Below are 18,005 nucleotides of genomic sequence, written 5' to 3'. Positions count from 1 at the left end.
CAGCGGGCAGCCGACAGGATCACTAACCGACAGGAGGAAGAGACGGCTTGATCCCTCGGATCCACAAGCAGGGCAGCAACACCCTCGGCCTCCTCGCGGTGGGGCGCCCCTCTTCGTACGCCGTCGGCTAGCGCATCCGGCCGCCGCGCGGCATCCGCATGCCCTTGGGCATCGGGCCCTTCGGCAGCGGCATGTTGCTCATCAGGTCGCCCAGCGCACGCAGCCGGTCGTTGGCCTGCGTCACCTGCGGGCCCGAGAGCACCCGCGGCAGCTTCAGCAGGGTCACGCGCAGCTTCTTCAGCGGCACCTGGCCCTCGCCGGTGCCGACGATGACGTCGTGCACCGGGACGTCCACGACACGGGCCATCCGCTTCTTCTCGGCCGCGAGCAGCGGCCGCAGCCGGTTCGGGTTGCCCTCGCCGACCAGGACGATGCCGGCCTTGCCGACCGCCCGGTGGACCACGTCCTGGTTGCGGTTCATCGCCACCGCCGGGGTGGTCGACCAGCCGCGGCCCACGTTCTGCAGGACGGCGGCCGCCGCACCCGGCTGGCCCTCCATCTGCCCGAAGGCCGCCCGCTCGGCGCGCCGCCCGAAGACGATCGCCATCGCGAGGAAGGCCAGCAGGAAGCCGAGGATCCCGAGATAGATCGGGTGGCCGATCAGGAAGCCGATCGCGAGGAGGACGCCGAAGACGACGATCCCCACGCCCGCGACGACAAGCCCGACCTTCGGATCGGCCTTTCGGGTCATCTTGTACGTCAGGGCGATCTGCTTCAGTCGCCCGGGGTTCGCAGCGGCGTCAGCGCTGTCTGAGTTTGCCTTCCTCGCCATGCTGTGAAGTTTACGTGGCGGAGGAAGTGCGGCCCGACACCGCCTCCAGTACGTGCTCGGCCTCGACCCGGTCGCGGGCCCGGCGGCGGTCCTCCAGGACCGACGTCCAGGCGTTGCGGCGGGCCGTGCGCTGGCCCGCGCCGAGCAGCAGCGCCTCCAGCGTGCGCAGGGCACCGGCGACGGACGCGACGGACGGGATGGGCGGAACGGGCGGGAACGCGTGGGCTCGTACCTCGCGTACCTCGTGGGCCATGGTGTGGGTCCCCCCTCGAAAGCGGGTTCGTCGGGAGCGTGGGCGTGGGTGAGCACTGCAATGCCGTGCGCGGACCGCGTGCTGTGTGCGGTGCGTGCGAACAGCATCACAGACAGGTGTTACCAAGGCATGGCGGGCCGGTCAAACAGCGGTGAAACGTTCCCGCCCCCTCCGGGCGGTGCCGCGCCCCTCCCCGGAAACGCCGACGCGGCCCGGACGGGCCCCGACCTGCGGGGACGTACGGGCCGCGGCGAATCGGCCACCTACCGGCCGGTAGTCGCTTGTGCGCGGATTCACACGCCGCCGGCGTGCGGACGCGCTCAGGCGGCGGCTTCGCTCCGGCGCTCCATCGCCTGCTGGAACAGGCGGCCGGCGCGGTACGACGAGCGGACCAGCGGGCCCGACATGACGCCCGAGAAGCCGATCTCCTCGGCCTCCTCCTTCAGCTCCACGAACTCGTGCGGCTTCACCCACCGCTCCACCGGATGGTGGCGCACCGTCGGGCGCAGGTACTGGGTGATCGTGATGAGCTCGCACCCGGCGTCGTACAGGTCCTGCAGCGCCTCGCTGACCTCCTCGCGGGTCTCGCCCATGCCGAGGATCAGGTTCGACTTGGTGACCAGGCCGGCCGCGCGGGCCTCGGTGATCACCTTGAGGGAGCGCTCGTAGCGGAACGCCGGGCGGATCCGCTTGAAGATCCGCGGCACCGTCTCGACGTTGTGCGCCAGCACCTCGGGGCGGGCGGAGAAGACCTCGGCCAGCTGCTCGGGGACGGCGTTGAAGTCGGGGATCAGCAGCTCGACCTTGGTGCGGCCGGCGGCGCGGTCCGCCGTCTGCGCGTGGATCTGTCGCACGGTCTCCGCGTACAGCCAGGCGCCGCCGTCCTCCAGGTCGTCGCGGGCGACGCCGGTGATGGTGGCGTAGTTCAGGTCCATCGCGACGACCGACTCGCCCACGCGGCGCGGCTCGTCACGGTCCAGCGCCTGCGGCTTGCCCGTGTCGATCTGGCAGAAGTCGCAGCGCCGGGTGCACTGGTCACCGCCGATGAGGAAGGTCGCCTCGCGGTCCTCCCAGCACTCGAAGATGTTCGGACAGCCCGCCTCCTGGCAGACCGTGTGCAGTCCCTCGCTCTTGACGAGCTTCTGGAGCTGGTTGTACTCGGGGCCCATCTTCGCCCGGGTCTTGATCCACTCGGGCTTGCGCTCGATGGGGGTCTGGCTGTTCCGGACCTCCAGGCGCAGCATCTTGCGTCCGTCGGGTGCGACTGCGGACACGGCTGGCTCCTACGGCTTCGATTCCTCGGCGAACACCAGGGTACGCCCGTTAAAAGTGTGGCCTCTTCGGGACTGCTGTGACGTCAGGCCAACCTCTGGCCAGCGCGCGGCATTCCCGCCGGTCGGGGCCCTACGCGGCCGCTGTGGCCTCGTCGGTCCGCTCGATGGCGCGTGGCTTCAGCTCCGCGTTCTCCAGCACGTCCCGCAGGTGCTTCTCCGCCACCGGCAGGACGTCCGCGATCGTCACGTCCCGGCCCAGCTCCTGCGCCAGCGACGTGACGCCCGCGTCGCGGATGCCGCACGGCACGATCCGGTCGAACCAGGTGTTGTCCGGGTTCACGTTGAAGGAGAAGCCGTGCATCGTCACGCCCTTGGCGACCCGGATGCCGATCGCCGCCAGCTTGCGGTCCTCGCGGCGCTGCCCGGCGTTGGACGGTGCGTATTCCGGGCCGTTCAGCCGCGGGTCGAACTCGTCGTCGTGCAGCCGGGGGTCGAAGTCCAGCGACAGCCCGCCGAACGCCGGACGCTCCTGCACCGGGTCGCCCAGCACCCACACCCCGCTGCGGCCCTCGACCCGGGTGGTCTCCACGCCGAACTCGGCCGCCGTGCGGATCAGCGCCTCTTCCAGGCGGCGTACGTGCGCGACCACGTCCACCGGGCGCGGCAGCTTCATGATCGGGTAGCCGACGAGCTGACCGGGACCGTGCCAGGTGATCTTGCCGCCGCGGTCCACGTCGACGACCGGCGTCCCGTCCAGGGGGCGCTCGTTGTCGGCCGTGCGCCGCCCCGCGGTGTAGACGGGCGGGTGCTCCAGCAGCAGGCAGGTGTCCGGGATCTCGTCCGCGAAGCGAGCGGCGTGGATCTCACGCTGCTTGTCCCACGCCTTCTGGTACTCGACGGCTTCCTCGCCGAATCCCAGATGGACGAATCGCAGCTCACTCACGGCATACGCCTCCCTCTTGTGTGCGGATCGCGCCCTCGCCACTGTACGGCGGTGCCGGTCGTCGCGGTCGGGCAGGTCACTGCGCCCGCATCCCGGGCGGTGAGGCGTCAGTGCCGGGCCCAATCCTCACACGATCGGATGAATGTGGGGCGAAGGTGGCGGTACGGACGTCCCGGGCAGTTAAATTCGCGCCGTCCCGCCGTTCCAAAGGGGGTCTGCACCCCGCCCGTAAGGCAAGGCAGGAGACCGCACACCTGATGACGGATCGCCCCCCGCAGCGCACCCCCAACCGGCAGCTCGCCGCCCTCATCGCCGAGGCCGGCTTCTCCAACGCGGGCCTGGCCCGACGGGTCGACCAGCTCGGGCTCGAACACGGCCTGGACCTGCGGTACGACAAGACCTCGGTCACCCGCTGGCTGCGCGGCCAGCAGCCGCGCGGCACCACGCCCGCGCTGATCGCCGAGGTGTTCACCCGACGCCTGGGAAGACGGCTCTCCGCCCAGGACCTCGGCCTCGACGCCTGCGCGCCCGTGTACGCCGGACTGGAGTTCGCGGCCACGCCCGAAGAGGCCGTCGACATCGTCAGCGGCCTGTGGCGCAAGGACTCCGGCAGCCACGCCGAGCTCCGCAAGATCGCCTTCACCCCGGCGGGGCTCGTCGTCCCCAGCCGCGACTGGCTCATCGGCCGCGCCGACGAGCGCGTGGCCCGCGGCGAGCCCCCGCAGGCCCAGGCCCACGAACCCCGCGTGCCCGCCCAGGGGCGCGCCTCCGTACCCCGCCAGCGCACCACCGACCGGGCCCCCGGCCAGCGCGTCACCGGCGGCGACATCGCCGCCCTGCGCTCCGTCGGCGAGCTCTTCCGCAGCCTCGACCACGCGTACGGCGGCGGCCACGCCCGCCAGGCCCTCGTCCGCTACCTGGAGCACGAGGCCGAACCCATGCTGCGCGGCGTCTACGGCGAGACCGTCGGGCGCCGGCTGTTCGCCGCGGCCGCCGACCTCACCCGGCTCGCCGGCTGGACCTCGTACGACATCGCCGCCCATGGACTCGCCCAGCGGTACTTCGTGCAGGCCCTGCGGCTCTCCCAGGCCGCCGGCGACCGCGCCTACGGCAGTTACGTCCTGATCACCATGAGCCGCCAGGCCGTCTACCTCTCCCACGGGCGCGAGGCCGTGCAGCTGGCGCGCGTCGCCCAGCAGGGTGTCGGCTCCGCCGCGCCGCCCGTCGTCCAGGCCCTGCTGCACGCCGTCGAGGCGCGCGGCCACGCCGTCCTCGGCGAGGTCCGCGCCTGCACCGCCGCCCTCGTGCGTGCCGAGCGGGCGCTCGAAGGGGCCCGGCCCGGCGACGACGTGCCGTACTGGGCGCGGTTCTTCGACGAGGCGGAGCTCGCCGACGACGCCGCGCACTGCCACCGCGACCTCCAGCAGTACCGCGCCGCCGTCCAGCACGCGGAACGCGCCCTCCAGCTGCGCGCCCCCGCCTTCGCCCGCAGCCGCCTGTTCTGCCGCGTCGTCCTCGCCACCTCCCGCCTCGGCCTCGGCGAGCTCGACCAGGCGTGCGCGCTGGGGGCCGAGGCCGCCCAGCAGGCGTCGGAGATCCGCTCCGCCCGCGCCGTCGAATACGTACGCGACTTCGAACGCCGACTGGAGCCCTACAAGGACGCCGTGGCCGTACGCACCTACCGCGACCGGATCGGCGCCATGGGCCTCTGAGGCCGGACCCCGTGGGGTGTCACGCGGCGGCGCGGCTCTCCTCCTCCGCCAGCCGGTCGTCCCCCGGCCGGCCACCCGGGACACCCAGGTCCCGCAGCACCGCCTGAGCGGCGCGGCGGCCCGACGACAGCGCCCCCTGCACGGTGCCCGCGTCACGGTGATCGCCGCAGACGTACAGCCCCGCCAGCAGCCGTACGGGCCGGCGCGGATCATGCGGAGGGGGCATCGCCGGAACGGCCTCCGGATCGTGGTGCACCGCCAGCAGCTCCCAGTCCGCCGTGCCCACGCCGTACAACCCCGCCAGCTGCCTGCGCACCCGCTCCTCCAGGCCCTCCGGCGGCACACCGAGCACCGTCGAGGACACCAGCACCCGGCCCTCCGGCGCCCGCGACGGATCCACCTCGCTCATCACGGCGGTGTACGCCACCGGGCCCGTACGGTCCGCGTCCAGCAGCAGCGCCGCCGGTTCGGCCGCCGGAGGCGCGGGCGCCGTGTGGTGCACCACCGTCACCGGGTGGAAGTCCGGCACCCGCAGCCCCGGCAACAGCTCGGCGGCGGCACGGGCGCCGGTCGCCACCAGCAGCGAACGGCACGCCAGCTCGCCGTGCTCGGCGGTCACGACCCGGTTGATCGACGCGTCCTTGACGTGGACGCCCGTCTTCACCGTGTCCGGCGGCAGCGCGGCCGCCAGGCGCTCCGGCAGCGTCGCCGCACCGCCCGCCGGCACACACAGCCGCCCCCGCGCGAAACCACGCAACGCCAGATCGGCCGCCCGGCTGGAAGTGGCCGTGAGGTCCGGATCGCCCAGCAGCGCCGACAGCAGCGGCCGCAGGAACCGGTTCACGGTACGCGGCGGCAGCCCGCGCCCCGCCGCGCCCGCCCCCGGAGCCTGCGCCGCCGACAGCTCCCGCCGCGCCAGCAGCCGCGCCGTCGGCGTCGTCGCCAGCCGCCCCAGCGCCGCGCCCAGCCGGGCCTGGTCCAGCGTGCGGGGCGCGTTCGCGAGGGCCCGAGCCCGCGTGAACGCACCACCCCTGGCGCCCCCCGCGTCGAGGAGCTCGGCGGTGCGCAGCTCCACGGCACGGGCCTCGCCGGTACGGGCCGACGCCATCCGGTGCAACCTGCCGTCGCTGTGCACCACGACCCCGGGCCGGAACGCCCGCAGCCCGGCGCCGTCAAGCCCCGGCACCCGGCGCAGCTCCGGACAGGCCGTACTGAGCAGCGGCCCGATCCGGTCGAGCCGGAACCCGTCGACGTACTCGGTACCCATCCGTCCCCCGACCCGAGGGGCGGCCTCCAGAACACTGACCGTCAGTCCTGCGCTGACCAGCTGATGAGCCGCGGCCAGACCCGCGAGCCCGGCTCCTACGATCACGACGTCCGCGTGCTGCTCCTGCTTGAGCACGTGTCCCTCCCCGGGATGGCGGTTCGGTGCGTGGGGGGCTCATGCCCTCAACGGGGCGACGGAATGCCCGAGTCGGGCCCGAGCGTAGGAGCCCCGACACCTACCGGTCAGTCGCGCGCACGGGGGTTCACCGGTGCACGGGGGGTCGCACGGTTTGTTTTGTGGGGCTCGGTTCTCCCCCTGGCTTCGCCGGGGGGACCCCCACCGGGAGGCCTAAGACGGTGTCGACGGTCGATCGTGCTCGGTTCCTCGTTCCTCGGAACCTCCGCGCGTTCTCCCTTTCGACACCGCCGCTCCCCTACCTTCGGCGGGGGGACCCCCACTTCGGCTCACTCGCCTTTGGTGCTCGGGGGAAGGGCGGAGGTGCGGCAGGGCTCGCCAGTGGGTCACGGGCGAGAGCAGGCGGGATGTTCACGCCGCCGCGATCGCGCCGTCGATCGTGGGGAACGCGAAGCGGAAGCCCGACTCCAGCAGGCGGCCCGGCAGGACCCGCTGGCTGCCCAGGACGTCCGCCGCGAAGTCGCCGAGGGCGATCCGCAGGGCCGGGGCCGGGACGTGGAGGAAGGCCGGGCGGCGCAGGACGCGGGCCATCGCGGAGGTGACCTCGCGGTTGGTGACGGGGTCCGGGGCGGTCAGGTTCACCGGGCCGGAGAGGGACTCGGTGTCCAGGATGTGGCGCAGTGCCGCCACCTCGTCGTGCAGGGCGATGAAGCTCCAGTACTGGTGCCCCGAGCCCAGGCGGCCGCCCAGGCCCGCGCGGAACAGCGGGAAGAGGCGTCCCCACGCGCCGCCCTCGCGGGCGACGACCAGGCCGGTACGGGCGTAGGCGACGCGGATGCCCGCCTCCTCGGCCGCCGCCGCGGCCTCCTCCCACGCGACGCAGACGGACGGCAGGAAACCGTCGCCCGCGGGCGCCGTCTCGTCCACCGCGCGCGTGCCGGTGTCGCCGTAGTAGCCGAGCGCCGTGCCGCACAGCAGCACCCTGGGCGGGGTGTCCAGGGAGGCGACGGCCTCGGCGATCGCCGCCGTGCCGAGCACCCGGCTGTCGCGGATCTCCCGCTTGTAGCCCTCCGTCCAGCGGCGCTCCCCGACGCCCGCGCCCGCGAGGTGGACGACCGCCTCGCACCCGACGAGCCCCGCCGCGTCGACGTACTGGCGCCGCGGGTCCCACTCCACCTCGTCACCGGCGCGCGCCGGGCGCCGGACGAGGCGGACGACGTCGTGGCCGTCCGCGCGCAGGGAGCGGAGGAGGGCGGAGCCGATGAGTCCGGTGGAGCCGGTGAGGGCGATACGCATGGGCACATCCTGCCCCGGCGGAGCCACATGGCACAGTGACCACCATGACCGACTCGCACGCCCGTACGCCCCCGCGCATCCGTACCGCCCGGGTGGCCGACGCCGGGCCGCTCGGCGAGCTGGACCGGGCCGTCTGGTCGCCGCTGCACGCCGTACAGCCCAGGCCGCAGCCGCCGTACGACCCCTTCTTCGACTCCAACCACCGCCCCGACGACTACCTGGTCGCCGAGGCGGAGGACGGCCGCCTGGCCGGATACATACGGATCGTGCCCCCCACCCGCCTCGCCTGCAACGCGCACGTGCGGCAGATCCAGGGCCTCGCCGTCGCCGAGTGGGCGCGCGGTGCCGGGGTCGGGCGGGCGCTGCTGCGCGCGGCGTTCGACGAGGCCCGCCGCCAGGGCGCCACCCGCATGACGCTGCGGGTCCTCGGCCACAACACGCCCGCGCGCAGGCTGTACGAGGCGGAGGGCTTCGCCGTCGAAGGGGTCCTGCCCGGTGAGTTCCACCTGGACGGGCGGTACGTCGACGACGTCCTCATGGGGCGCGGCCTGCTCGGCGGGCGCTGATCAGCGGGGGCTGAACAGCCGCATCCCGCCCGTCAGTTCGCGCAGGCACCGCGCCGCGAGCGGGGCCGCCTCGTGCGGCGGCGCCTCCGTCTCCGCCCACGCCTCCAGCGCCACCCGGATCGCGTCCGTCGCCGCGGCCGCCGCGAGCCGCACCTCCAGCGGGTCCGCGCCCGCGCCCGCCAGCGCCGCCAGCACGGGCCGCAGCCGCTCCTCGGACTCCTGGTTGGCGCGGTACCAGACCGCCCGCAGCGCCGGGTCCCCGGCGGCCGCGCGCAGCAGCCCGCGCGTCCAGCGCAGCCCCTCGGCCGCCGCCTCGTCCGGTACGGACAGGGCCTCGGTGATCGACCGCTCCAGCGCCTCCCGCAGGGGTACGGCGCCGGGTTCGGCCGCCGCGAGGCGCGCGCGCCAGCGCTCGGCGCCGCCGGCGAGGAGCGGCGCCACGGCGTCCTGCTTGTTGCGGAAGTAGCGGTAGAAGGTGCGCAGTGCGACCCCCGCCCGGTGGGCGATCTCCTCGGCCGTGGTGCCGTCCGGGCCGCGCTCGGCGAAGAGCTCCGCCGCGGCGCGGGCGATGTCGAGCTGGGTCGCGGCCTTGCGGCGCTCGGTCAGCGAGGCGGGCCTGGGGGGTGTGGTGCTCATCGGGAGCCAGCGTACGTCGGACCGCCGCCGACACCATGATGGCAAAACGTGCCACTGCGGCGTACGGTGACAGCATGAAGCGCTATGAGAACCGCAGCGTCCTCGTCACGGGCGCCGGCTCCGGCATCGGCCGGGCCACCGTCCAGCGGATACTCGCCGAGGGCGGCCGCGTCTTCGCCGTGGACGTCGACGAGACCGGGCTCAAGGAGACGTACGCGAAGGCCGCCGGAGCCGGCCACGCGGACCGGCTCACCACCGCCCTCCTGGACGTCTCCGACGAGGCCGCCGTGCGCGCCGGGGTCGCCGCCGCGACCGGGACCCTCGGCGGCCTGGACGTGCTCGTCAACGCTGCCGGGATCCTGCGCTCGGAGCACACCCACAAGACGACGCTCGACTTCTTCAACCGGGTCATCGCGGTCAACCTCACCGGCACCTTCCTGATGATCCGCGAGGCCCTGCCGGCGCTGCTCGACGGCGACCGCCCGGTCGTCGTCAACTTCTCGTCGACGTCGGCGAGCTTCGCCCACCCCTACATGGCGGCGTACGCGGCCTCCAAGGGCGGCATCCAGTCGATGACCCACGCCATCGCGAGCGAGTACAGCAAGCAGGGCCTGCGCGCGGTGTGCGTCGCGCCCGGCTCCATCGCCTCCGGCATGACCACCGGCACCGGCCCTGGCCTGCCCGAGGACGCCGACATGAGCCTCTTCGCCAAACTGGCCCCCGCCATCGGGCAGGGCTTCGCCGGCCCGGAGACCGTCGCCGGGGTCGTCGCGATGCTCGGCTCCGAGGACGGGGCCTTCATCACCGGCACCGAGATCCGCATCGACGGCGGCACCCACTTCTGAGCCGTGGGCCGGCGGCGCGGCTCACAGGCCGCCGAAGCGCTCCCAGAGCCGGGGGAAGCGCTCCTCCAGCGCCGCGTCGTCGTCGAAGTCGAACGGCGTGCCCTCCGGCTCCGGCGGCTGGGGTGGAGTGCCCAGGTCCGGAGCGACCGTCCCGGTCAGCTGCTCGTACGCCTCGTCCGCCGCGTACCCCAGCTCCTCGCCGTCCCCGTCGATCTCCTCGTCGAACTCGTCGAGGAGCTCGGCGAGCGCGTCCGGGTCGTGCACCGCGCCCTCGAACACCTCCCGGCCCTGGCCGATCAGCCAGCAGCGGAAGTAGTCGAAGGCGTCGTCGCTCGCACCGCCCAGCAGGACGGCGGCCGCGCCCCACAGGTCCCAGGTGTAGGCGCGGTTGTAGCGCGCCTCGAAGTGCCGGGCGAAGTCCAGCACGGAGTCGGGGTCGAGCTGCAGCAGTCTCTCCACCAGCAGTTCCGCGTGGTCCTCGGGGTCGCCCTCGGCGGCCTCGCGGGTGGTGTCGATGATCTCCCAGAACTCCGTTTCGTCCATCACGGGACCAGCATCCCGGGCGGCGGTCGGCGGCGCACGCCGAACGGCCGAAAGGAACGGCCGAAAAGAATCCGGACAGCAGGTGTCGCCTTTCGCTGTCACCGTCGACGTATGACGACAACGCACAAGGACAACGACAAGCCGCTCGCCGGGAAGATCGCCCTCGTCGCGGGCGCCACGCGCGGCGCGGGCCGCGCCGTCGCCGTCGAACTCGGCGCCCAGGGCGCCACCGTGTACGTCACCGGCCGCACCACCCGTACGAAGGTCAGCGAGGTCGGCCGGGCCGGGGAGACCATCGAGCAGACCGCCGAGCTGGTCACCGAAGCCGGGGGCGAGGGCATCGCCGTACCCACCGACCACCTCGTCCCCGAACAGGTCCGGGCGCTGGTCGCGCGCATCGACGAGGAGCACGGCCGGCTCGACATCCTGGTCAACAGCCTCTGGGGCGGCGACCACCTGCTGGAGTTCGGCATCAAGATGTGGGACACGGATCTGGAGGCCGGGCTGCGCATGCTGGACCTCGGCATCCGCAGCCACGCCATCACGAGCAGCTGCGCACTGCCGCTGCTCGTGCGCCACCCGGGCGGGCTGGTCGTCGAGATGACGGACGGAACGGCCGAGTACAACACCCCGCGCTTCCGCGAGAACTTCTTCTACGACCTCGCCAAGACCACCCCTCTCCGCATGGCCTTCGCCCTCTCCGCGGACCTGGAGGACGTGGGAGGGACGGCGGTGGCGCTCACTCCGGGGTTCCTGCGCTCGGAGGAGATGCTCGACGCCTTCGGGGTACGGGAGGACAACTGGCGCGACGGCACGAAGAAGGACCCGCACTTCGCCATCGCCGAGTCGCCCGCGTACGTCGGCCGGGCCGCCGCCGCCCTCGCCGCCGACCCCGACCGCCACCGGTGGAGCGGACAGTCGCTCTCCAGCGGGCAGCTCGCCAAGGTGTACGGCTTCACTGACACGGACGGCTCGCAGCCGGACGCCTGGGGGTACTTCATCGACGTCGTCCACGGCGGCAAGGAGGCGACCGTCGACGACTACCGGTAGAGGCGGCGCATCCGGTCCGCCGCCTCGGAGAACCGGTCCCGAAGCGAGGCCGGCTCCAGCACCTCCGCCTCCGGACCCAGCTGGAGGAGCTGGCTGTACGCGACCTCCTCCGACTCCACCCGGAGGGTGACCGTGACCCGGCCCTCCGCGTCCGGCGGACCGGCCGCCGCCAGCGCCTCCTCGGCGGCGGCCCGGTCCGTCACCCGGGGCAGCCACCGCGCGCCCGCCTCCCCGAGCCGTACGACCACCTCCGTACGGAGCAGGGAGCGGGCGAACTCGGCCGCCCGCTCCTCCCAGAAGGCCGGCAGGTCGAACTCCTCGTCCCGTACGAAGCGGTCGTCGCCGAGCGCCACGGCGGTGAACCGGTCCACCCGGTACACGCGGAAGGCGTCCTCGGCGCGGGCGCACAGGTACCAGACGCCCGCCTTGAGCACGAGCCCGTACGGCGCCAGCTCCCGGTCCACCTCGACCTCACCGCGCCGGTAGCGCGCCGAGACCAGCCGGTCGTCCCACACCGCCTCCGCGAGCGTCGGCAGCAGCGCCGGCGTCTCGGGCTCCTGGTACCACCCCGGCGCGTCGAGGTGGAAGCGCTGCGCCGCCGAGACGGGCGCGTCCCGCAGCGACGGCAGCAGCGCCGCCGACACCTTCAGCCGGGCCGCCGACGCCGCGTCGTCCAGCCCCATGTCCCGCAGCGCCCCCGGCACGCCCGACAGGAACAGCGCCTCCGCCTCACTGCGCGCGAGGCCCGTCAGGCGCGTCCGGTAGCCGCCGATCAGCCGGTAGCCGCCCGCGCGGCCCCGGTCCGCGTACACGGGCACCCCCGCCTCCGACAGCGCCAGCGCGTCCCGCGTGATCGTCCGCTCCGACACCTCCAGCTCGCGCGCGAGCTCGGCGGCCGTCATGGAGGGGCGGGACTGGAGCAGGAGCACCATTTTGATCAGCCGGGCAGCGCGCATGGCCCCCATCATGCAAGAAGCCCCCCGCCGGAGCGGGGGGCTTCCTCAGCACACGGCGTCCTACAGGCCGTAGCGCTCGCGGGCGTCCTTCACGACCGAGGCCGGAACCTCGCCGCGCTTGGCCAGCTGGGCCAGGGCCGCGACCACGATGGACTGGGCATCCACGCCGAAGTGGCGGCGGGCCGCCTCACGCGTGTCCGACAGGCCGAAGCCGTCGGCGCCGAGCGAGCTGTAGTCCTGCTCGACCCACTGCGCGATCTGGTCCGGGACCTGGCGCATGTAGTCGGTGACCGCCAGCACCGGGCCGGGGGCGTCGGCCAGCGCCTGGCGGACGTACGGCACCCGCTCCTCGCCGCGCAGGAGCGCCGCGTCGGCCTCCAGCGCGTCGCGCCGCAGCTCGGACCACGAGGTCGCGGACCACACGTCGGCGGTCACGCCCCACTCGGCGGCCAGCAGCTCCTGCGCCTGAAGGGCCCAGTGGATCGCCGTACCCGACGACAGCAGCTGGATGCGCGGCGCGTCGGCGGCGGGGGCGGTGCCCTCCTTGAACCGGTACAGGCCCTTGATGATGCCCTCGTCCACGCCCTCCGGCTTGGCGGGCTGCGGCATCGGCTCGTTGTAGACCGTCAGGTAGTAGAAGACGTTCTGGTCCTCGCCCGGCGCGGTCTCGCCGTACATCCGGCGCAGACCCTCCTTGACGATGACCGCGACCTCGTACGCGAACGCCGGGTCGTACGTCAGCGCCGCCGGGTTCGTCGCCGCGATGACGGGGGAGTGGCCGTCGGCGTGCTGCAGGCCCTCACCGGTCAGGGTCGTACGGCCCGCCGTGGCGCCGACGAGGAAGCCGCGGCCGAGCTGGTCGCCGAGCTGCCACATCTGGTCGGCGGTCCGCTGCCAGCCGAACATCGAGTAGAAGATGTAGAACGGGATCATCGGCTCGCCGTGCGTGGAGTACGCGGTCGACGCGGCGATGAAGTCGGCCATCGAGCCGGCCTCGGTGATGCCCTCGTTGAGGATCTGGCCGTTCTTGGCCTCGCGGTAGTACATCAGCTGGTCGCGGTCGACCGGCTCGTACGTCTGCCCCTTCGGCGAGTAGATGCCGAGCGACGGGAACAGCGACTCCATACCGAAGGTGCGGGCCTCGTCCGGGACGATCGGGACCCAGCGCTTGCCGGTCTCCTTGTCACGGATCAGGTCCTTCATCAGGCGGACGAACGCCATGGTCGTCGCGACCGACTGGGAGCCGGAGCCCTTGTCGAAGGCGGCGAAGGCCTTGTCGGCCGGGGCCGGAAGCGGCGCCACGGGGTGGACGCGGCGGGCCGGGGCCGGGCCGCCGAGGGCCGCGCGGCGCTCCTGGAGGTAGCGGACCTCGGGGGAGTCGGCGCCGGGGTGGCCGTAGGGCACCTGGCCGTCGACGAACGCGGAGTCCGGGATCGGCAGGCCCAGCAGGTCCCGCATGTCCTTGAACTCCTCCACCGACAGCTTCTTCATCTGGTGGTTGGCGTTCTTGGACTCGAAGCCCTTGCCGAGGGTGAAGCCCTTCACCGTCTGGGCGAGGATCACCGTCGGCGCGCCCTTGTGCTGGAGGGCGGCCTTGTACGCGGCGAAGACCTTGCGGGACTCGTGGCCGCCGCGCGAGTGGTGGAAGCACTCGATGATCTTGTCGTCGGAGAGCAGCTTCGCCATCTCGACGAGCGCCGGCTCCTTGCCGAAGAAGTCCTCGCGGATGTAGGCCGCGTCACGCGTCTGGTACGTCTGGATCTGCGCGTCCGGTACCTCGCGCAGGCGGCGTACGAGCGCGCCCGTGGTGTCGAGCTGGAACAGCTCGTCCCAGGCGGTGCCCCACAGCGACTTCACGACGTTCCAGCCGGCACCGCGGAACTGCGCCTCCAGCTCCTGCACGATCTTGAAGTTGGCGCGGACCGGGCCGTCGAGGCGCTGCAGGTTGCAGTTGATGACGAAGGTGAGGTTGTCGAGCTCCTCGCGGGCGGCGAGCGCGAGGGCCGCCGTCGACTCGGGCTCGTCCATCTCGCCGTCACCGAGGAACGCCCACACGTGGGAGTTGGAGACGTCCTTGATGTTGCGGTTGGTCAGGTAGCGGTTGAAGCGCGCCTGGTAGATCGCCGAGAGCGGGCCGAGGCCCATCGACACCGTCGGGAACTCCCACAGCCAGGGCAGCCGCCGCGGGTGCGGGTAGGACGGCAGGCCGTTGCCGCCGGCCTCCTGGCGGAAGTTGTCCAGGTGCTGCTCGGTGAGGCGGCCGTCGAGGAAGGCGCGGGCGTAGATGCCGGGGGAGGCGTGGCCCTGGATGTAGAGCTGGTCGCCCGAGCCGTCGCCCTCCTTGCCGCGGAAGAAGTGGTTGAAGCCGGTCTCGTAGAGCCAGGCGGCGGAGGCGAAGGTGGCGATGTGGCCGCCGACGCCGTACTTCGCGCCGCGGGAGACCATGGCCGCGGCGTTCCAGCGGTTCCAGGCGGTGATCTTGGCTTCCATCGCCTCGTCGCCGTCGAAGCCGTACGCGGCCTCGGCGGCGGTCGGGATGGTGTTGACGTAATCGGTTTCGAGCAGCTTCGGCAGCGCGAGACCGGCGCCCTCGGCGCGCTCCAGGGTGCGGCGCATCAGGTACGCGGCGCGGTGCGGCCCGGCGGCCTTGGCGACGGCGTCGAGGGACGCCTGCCACTCGGCGGTCTCCTCGGGGTCGCGGTCCGGCAGCTGGTCGAGCTCGCTCGGCTGGATGCGGTTCGGGTCGGTCGTCATAATCGCCGCCTTCCGGAGTCGAAGGGGTGTGGAGCCCTTGGTCTTGGCAGGACAGGGCGAGGCGGACCTCTGTTGAAGTCCGCGGATGACTGTACGACCGTGATCGATGATCGATCAAAGTGTTCGGCGAAAAATCTTGCCCAGAACGCCAAAGTCGGCATCGGGTGCCACAAAAATGGGCACCCGGTGCCTTGTTTTCGCAGGTGGGCAGGGTGAATGAGCGCGCACGCCCGCAAATGAGCGGGGGCGTGCACGCCGGCGTGAAAGGGGGCGTGCGGGGGCGGAACCGGGGGCCGGAGGGGGTGCGTCAGGCCCGGGGAGCGCAGCCGAGTACGTGCTGCTTCACCAGGACCCCGATCTGCGGGTCCCGGCGGCGGAAGGCCTGCACGAGCTCGTCGTGCTCCTCCGCGTACGACTTCTGTACGGTCCCGAGCCAGCGGATCGACAGCGCGGTGAAGACTTCGATGCCGAGCCCCTCCCAGGTGTGCAGCAGCACGCTGTTGCGGGCGGCGCGCACCAACTCCCGGTGGAACGCCACCGTGTGCCGCACCTGTGCCGTCCCGTCCGCCCGCGCGTCCGCCTCGTAGAGGGCCGCCACGTGGGGCTCCAGGGCCGAGCAGTCCTCGCCCAGGCGGTCGGCCGCCAGCTCGGCGGCGATCTGCTCCAGTCCGGCCCGTACGGGGTAGCTCTCCTCCAGGTCCGCCGCCGTGAGGTTGCGCACCCGTACGCCCTTGTTGGGCGCCGACTCGATCAGCCGCAGGCTCTCCAGCTCCCGCAGCGCCTCGCGGACGGGGGTCTGACTGACCTCCAGCTCCGTGGCGATGCGCCGCTCGACGATGCGCTCACCCGGCTTCCAGCGGCCGCTGACGATGCCCTCCACGATGTGCTCGCGGATCTGGTCGCGCAGCGAGTGGACGACGGGCGGGGTCATGGGGGCTCCTTCGCGGCTGCGGCGGTCGATCGCCATTATTCCGCCCGGTCAGGGCCTGTGGCTGCCCCGGGGCGGGAGACACCTGTCACGCGGCCGTCACGCGACGACGGCGCCCCCGGCCGGAGAGCTCCGGCCGGGGGCGCCGTCGTCGTATGCCTGTCCTGTGCCTTACAGGCCGAGGTCGACCTCGAACTCGCCTGCTTCCAGGATGGCCTTGACGGCCGTCAGGTAGCGGGCGGCGTCGGCGCCGTCCACCAGGCGGTGGTCGTAGGAGAGCGCCAGGTAGGTCATGTCGCGCACCGCGATGGTCTCGCCGAGGTCCGGGTGGTTGATGACCACCGGGCGCTTGACGGTGGCGCCGATGCCCAGGATGGCGACCTGGTTCGGCGGCACGATGACCGTGTCGAACAGCGCACCGCGCGAGCCGGTGTTGCTGATCGTGAAGGTGGCGCCGGACAGCTCGTCCGGGGTGATCTTGTTGCCGCGGACCTTGCCCGCGAGCTCGGCCGTGGCCTTGGAGATGCCCGCGATGTTCAGGTCACCGGCGTTCTTGATGACCGGCGTCATCAGACCCTTCTCGGAGTCCACGGCGATGCCGATGTTCTCCGAGTCGAAGTACGTGATGGTGCCCTCGTCCTCGTTGATCCGCGCGTTGATGACCGGGTGGGCCTTCAGCGCCTGCGCGGCGGCCTTGACGAAGAACGGCATCGGGGACAGCTTGACGCCCTCGCGGGCGGCGAACGCGTCCTTGGCGCGGGCGCGCAGCTTCATCAGCTTGGTGATGTCGACCTCGACGACCGTGGTCAGCTGGGCCTGCGAGTGCAGCGCCTTCATCATGTTGTCGCCGATGACCTTGCGCATCCGGGTCATCTTCACCGTCTGGCCGCGCAGCGGCGACGCCTCGAGCGCCGGCGCCTTGGCGGCCGCGGGGGCGGCGGCAGCGGCGGGGGCCGGGGCAGCGGCGGCGGCCTTGGCGGCCTCCGCGGCGGCCAGGACGTCCTGCTTGCGGATGCGGCCACCGACACCGGTGCCCTTGACGGCCGACAGGTCGACGCCGTTCTCGGCGGCGAGCTTGCGGACCAGCGGGGTCACGTACGCGCCCTCGTCCGCCGGCTGTGCGGGGGCGGCGGGGGCGGCGGGCGCGGCGGCGGCCGGAGCCGGGGTGACCGGAGCCGGAGCCGGAGCCGGAGCCGGAGCCGGCGCGGGCGCGGCGGGAGCCGGAGCAGCGGCCGGAGCCGGGGCCGGGGCGGCCGGGGCCTCGGCGGCGGGCGCGGCCGGAGCCGGGGCAGCGGCGGGAGCCTCGGCGGCGGGAGCCGGAGCGGCGGGAGCCGGAGCGGCGGCCGGGGCGGCACCCGCGGCGCCGATGACGGCCAGCTTGGCGCCGACCTCGGCGGTCTCGTCCTCGCCGACCACGATCTCCAGCAGCACACCGGAAGCCGGGGCCGGGATCTCGGTGTCGACCTTGTCCGTGGAGACCTCGAGCAGCGGCTCGTCCTCGGCCACCTCCTCGCCGACCTGCTTCAGCCAGCGGGTGACGGTGCCCTCGGTGACCGACTCGCCCAGCGCGGGCAGCACGACGTCGGTGCCCTCGGCCCCACCGGCCGGAGCGGCGGCGGGAGCCTCGGCGGCCGGAGCCGGAGCCGGGGCCTCGGCGGCGGGGGCCTCGGCGGCCGGAGCCTCCGCGGCGGGAGCCGGGGCGGGAGCGGCGGCCTCGGCGGCGGCCGGGGCCGGAGCCTCGGCCGGGGCACCGGTGCCGTCGTCGATGATGGCCAGCTCGGCGCCGACCTCGACGGTCTCGTCCTCGGCGACCTTGATGGAGGCCAGAACGCCGGACGCGGGGGCGGGGATCTCGGTGTCGACCTTGTCGGTCGACACCTCGAGCAGCGGCTCGTCGGCCTCGACGCGCTCGCCCTCGGCCTTCAGCCAGCGGGTGACAGTGCCCTCGGTGACGCTCTCGCCGAGCGCCGGCAGGGTTACGGAAACCGACATGGTTTCAGTTGCTCCTAACGAAT

16 protein-coding genes are annotated in these 18,005 nt (G+C 73.1%); 4 read left to right on the top strand and 12 right to left on the bottom strand.

Annotated features, from left to right (window positions below; genetic code table 11):
• Positions 1–127: 127 nt before the first annotated feature.
• From ABZX67_RS29755 to lipB, 4 genes are all read right to left on the bottom strand, one after another.
• Positions 128–832 carry a DUF4191 domain-containing protein gene (locus ABZX67_RS29755; RefSeq protein ID WP_355366611.1) on the bottom strand — a complete coding sequence of 235 codons (705 nt, stop codon included), beginning with the start codon at positions 830–832 and terminating at the stop codon, positions 128–130.
• 10 nt (positions 833–842) lie between these two features.
• Positions 843–1,085 carry a hypothetical protein gene (locus tag ABZX67_RS29750; RefSeq protein ID WP_355366608.1) on the bottom strand — a complete coding sequence of 81 codons (243 nt, stop codon included), beginning with the start codon at positions 1,083–1,085 and terminating at the stop codon, positions 843–845.
• 320 nt (positions 1,086–1,405) lie between these two features.
• A complete protein-coding gene (gene lipA, locus ABZX67_RS29745; protein ID WP_355366605.1) occupies positions 1,406–2,359 on the bottom strand; it encodes a lipoyl synthase in 954 nt (317 codons plus the stop codon).
• Between the two features lie 130 nt (positions 2,360–2,489).
• Positions 2,490–3,302: a lipoyl(octanoyl) transferase LipB gene (gene lipB, locus ABZX67_RS29740; RefSeq protein ID WP_355366602.1), complete on the bottom strand. Its 813-nt coding sequence runs from the start codon at positions 3,300–3,302 to the stop codon at positions 2,490–2,492.
• 257 nt (positions 3,303–3,559) lie between these two features.
• Here lipB and ABZX67_RS29735 point away from each other — a divergent pair, with 257 nt between their 5' ends.
• Positions 3,560–5,014 (top strand): regulator, encoded by a 1,455-nt coding sequence (locus tag ABZX67_RS29735; protein ID WP_355366599.1) that lies wholly within the window; start codon positions 3,560–3,562, stop codon positions 5,012–5,014.
• A 19-nt stretch (positions 5,015–5,033) separates the two neighbouring features.
• Here ABZX67_RS29735 and ABZX67_RS29730 read toward each other — a convergent pair whose 3' ends face one another.
• Both ABZX67_RS29730 and ABZX67_RS29725 read right to left on the bottom strand, forming a co-directional pair.
• Entirely contained in the window at positions 5,034–6,416 is a 1,383-nt protein-coding gene (locus ABZX67_RS29730) for an NAD(P)/FAD-dependent oxidoreductase (protein WP_355366596.1), read from the bottom strand.
• A gap of 411 nt (positions 6,417–6,827) precedes the next feature.
• Positions 6,828–7,712: a TIGR01777 family oxidoreductase gene (locus ABZX67_RS29725; RefSeq protein ID WP_355366593.1), complete on the bottom strand. Its 885-nt coding sequence runs from the start codon at positions 7,710–7,712 to the stop codon at positions 6,828–6,830.
• A gap of 44 nt (positions 7,713–7,756) precedes the next feature.
• Here ABZX67_RS29725 and ABZX67_RS29720 point away from each other — a divergent pair, with 44 nt between their 5' ends.
• Complete coding sequence (locus tag ABZX67_RS29720) at positions 7,757–8,278, top strand: GNAT family N-acetyltransferase (RefSeq protein WP_355366590.1); 522 nt, start codon at positions 7,757–7,759, stop codon at positions 8,276–8,278.
• Here ABZX67_RS29720 and ABZX67_RS29715 read toward each other — a convergent pair whose 3' ends face one another.
• A complete protein-coding gene (locus ABZX67_RS29715) occupies positions 8,279–8,914 on the bottom strand; it encodes a TetR family transcriptional regulator (protein WP_355366587.1) in 636 nt (211 codons plus the stop codon).
• Between the two features lie 74 nt (positions 8,915–8,988).
• Between ABZX67_RS29715 and ABZX67_RS29710 the strand changes: the two genes are divergently transcribed.
• Entirely contained in the window at positions 8,989–9,759 is a 771-nt protein-coding gene (locus ABZX67_RS29710) for an SDR family oxidoreductase (RefSeq protein WP_355366584.1), read from the top strand.
• Positions 9,760–9,780: 21 nt separating this feature from the next.
• On the opposite strand, the gene ABZX67_RS29705 is transcribed toward ABZX67_RS29710, so the two are convergent.
• Positions 9,781–10,302, bottom strand: coding sequence for a DUF4240 domain-containing protein (locus tag ABZX67_RS29705; RefSeq protein ID WP_355366617.1), 522 nt, complete (start codon positions 10,300–10,302; stop codon positions 9,781–9,783).
• A gap of 111 nt (positions 10,303–10,413) precedes the next feature.
• Here ABZX67_RS29705 and ABZX67_RS29700 point away from each other — a divergent pair, with 111 nt between their 5' ends.
• A complete protein-coding gene (locus ABZX67_RS29700; RefSeq protein ID WP_355366581.1) occupies positions 10,414–11,352 on the top strand; it encodes an SDR family oxidoreductase in 939 nt (312 codons plus the stop codon).
• Here ABZX67_RS29700 and ABZX67_RS29695 read toward each other — a convergent pair.
• The 4 genes from ABZX67_RS29695 to sucB all read right to left on the bottom strand — a co-directional run bounded on the left by ABZX67_RS29695 (position 11,343) and on the right by sucB (position 17,982).
• Entirely contained in the window at positions 11,343–12,308 is a 966-nt protein-coding gene (locus tag ABZX67_RS29695) for a YafY family protein (RefSeq protein ID WP_355366578.1), read from the bottom strand. The two genes, ABZX67_RS29700 and ABZX67_RS29695, sit on opposite strands and share 10 nt — an antisense overlap.
• A gap of 60 nt (positions 12,309–12,368) precedes the next feature.
• Entirely contained in the window at positions 12,369–15,062 is a 2,694-nt protein-coding gene (aceE, locus tag ABZX67_RS29690; protein WP_355366575.1) for a pyruvate dehydrogenase (acetyl-transferring), homodimeric type, read from the bottom strand.
• Positions 15,063–15,369: 307 nt separating this feature from the next.
• The gene (locus tag ABZX67_RS29685) at positions 15,370–15,993 is read right to left on the bottom strand and encodes a GntR family transcriptional regulator (protein WP_355366572.1); all 624 of its coding nucleotides are present in this window, start codon (positions 15,991–15,993) and stop codon (positions 15,370–15,372) included.
• 168 nt (positions 15,994–16,161) lie between these two features.
• Complete coding sequence (gene sucB / locus ABZX67_RS29680; protein ID WP_355366569.1) at positions 16,162–17,982, bottom strand: 2-oxoglutarate dehydrogenase, E2 component, dihydrolipoamide succinyltransferase; 1,821 nt, start codon at positions 17,980–17,982, stop codon at positions 16,162–16,164.
• Between the last annotated feature and the right edge of the window lie 23 nt (positions 17,983–18,005).

Source organism: Streptomyces sp. NPDC003036 (genome assembly GCF_040611175.1).
GTDB lineage: Bacteria > Actinomycetota > Actinomycetes > Streptomycetales > Streptomycetaceae > Streptomyces.
The sequence above is the reverse complement of the archived record's forward strand: the minus strand, read 5'-3'. Positions and strand labels throughout refer to the sequence as shown.